Source organism: uncultured Campylobacter sp. (assembly GCF_938031315.1).
GTDB lineage: Bacteria > Campylobacterota > Campylobacteria > Campylobacterales > Campylobacteraceae > Campylobacter_B.
In genome coordinates this window covers 1-1800 of record NZ_CALHHT010000276.1, presented here as the reverse complement: position 1 = coordinate 1800, position 1800 = coordinate 1, and the positions used below count along the sequence as shown (strand labels likewise).

Here is a 1800-nt window from a genome sequence, read left to right as displayed (position 1 = left end):
CGCACCTTTAAATTTGCCCGCTCATTGCAGCTTACCTCTGCATAGCACGGGGATCTTTTCTATGACCTCGCCGCCGCTAACGAGGTAGGCGAACTCGTGTAAATTTACGACGGGGCAGATGTGGTTTGGATAAATTTCGAGCCGATCGCCCACGCGCACGGCATCTCGCAGTGCTCTGTCGTAGATGATCGCGTGCTCGTCGTAAACGCCATTTACCCACACATCCGTGCCCTTTATGCGCCCGAGCCCGGGCGTTGCCGTAAAGCCCTCGGTGCGCCTTTGCTGCGTGAGTCCCTTGGCGCCGACGTCGGTGATGATGCGATCCGCCGTAGGTCTGCTGATGACGGCCGTAAGGATGCTCGCGGCGCTCATCGAATAATCGCCGTAAGCCTGCGCCTGCGAGGCGTCCATAAAGATATATGTGCCCGGACGGATCTCGGTGACGCCCTTTAAAATTTCAAAATCGTTGATGAGCGATGGCGTCGAGCCGATACTAACGACGCTTGCGGGCAGAGCTAGTTCGCGCGCGATATCCGCAAACTCCAGCGTGCGGCGCTGCGCGGCTAGGTGGATGCGCTCGCATTCGCTTTTGCAGGCGGCTTTGTAGGAGTGTCCGTCGTGGGAGAACACGCCGCGGAATTCGATATTTTTGCAGCCTTTTAGAAATTTTATAAACGCCGCGAAATCTTGCTTTTCTACGAAGCCAGAGCGGTTTTCGCCCACTTCGATCTCGGCAAGCACGCAGGCCTTTGTGCCGCTGCGCTCAAAGGCGCGCTCTATCAGGCCCGCCTGCTCTATGCTATCTGCGCCGAAGCTTAAGTTTATCCCCGCGCGCAAAAGCGCGATGATGCGCTGAAATTTTAGCTCGCCCACGATCTCGTTTGCGATAAATATATCTTTCAGCCCGTTTGCCGCCATGATCTCGGCTTCGCCCGTTTTGGCGACCGTGATGCCAGCAGCGCCGATGCTCTCTTGTAGCTTCGCGAAATAGGGCATTTTGTGCGTTTTGGTGTGCGGACGCAGGCTCACGCCCGCGGCGTCTGCGTAGCTTTGCATCTTTTGCAGATTGCGAAGCACGATTTCGCGGTCAATCAGCAGCGCTGGCGTGTCGATGTCGGGTACCCTCATAAGCTTCCTCCTAGTTAAATTTACGAAATTTTAATACAGCCGCGCTTAGTAGCTGCGCCTGTTTTATAGCGGCGAAATTTTAAAATTTAGCGCGGCTTGCAAAGGGTGAAATTTACCTGTCGCTTGCGAAAGGCGGAATTTAGCTATCACTTGCAAAAAAATGGAATTTGCGCGCCGTAAATTTAGCTTTCTCTGCGAAACAGCGGTTTGCTCGCCGCAAATCGGCGCCCTTCGCGAAGCGTCTGAATTTGGCGAGTAGATTTGCGTTTCCTTGCCGCACAAAGCAGCACCGGTAAAAGCAATACCGCGCGCCGCATGAAAAAGTCAAAATAAAATTTTAAAATGCGCCGAGTAAAAATCAATATGCGCGCCGTACCGCTAGGTCGCGGAATTTTTAGCTCCGCTTCACGCCGTTTTATTCCTCGCGCGCCTGTTTTTCTTGCGGCACATATTCGCGTTAAATTTTTCGGCAAGCGACCCGGCACACTAGCCGTTTTGCGCTACTGTCTCTGTTTCCGTGCCGCCGCCCGCGTTTTTTACTAAAGCTCGTTTTGCGCTACCGTCTGTGTTTTTGCGCTAAATATTTAGCGCAAAAGCTCGTTTTAACGGCGGCGCTTCATTTTCTAGCGCGCATTGCTTTGCGCCGCGCTATTTTTTGTCCTGAAGCACCTT

The 1800-nt window shown here is 53.4% G+C and carries 1 protein-coding gene; it reads right to left on the bottom strand.

Annotated features, from left to right (window positions below; genetic code table 11):
• Positions 1-21: 21 nt before the first annotated feature.
• Positions 22-1128: an alanine racemase gene (locus Q0236_RS06860; protein WP_297916324.1), complete on the bottom strand. Its 1107-nt coding sequence runs from the start codon at positions 1126-1128 to the stop codon at positions 22-24.
• Positions 1129-1800: the final 672 nt, after the last annotated feature.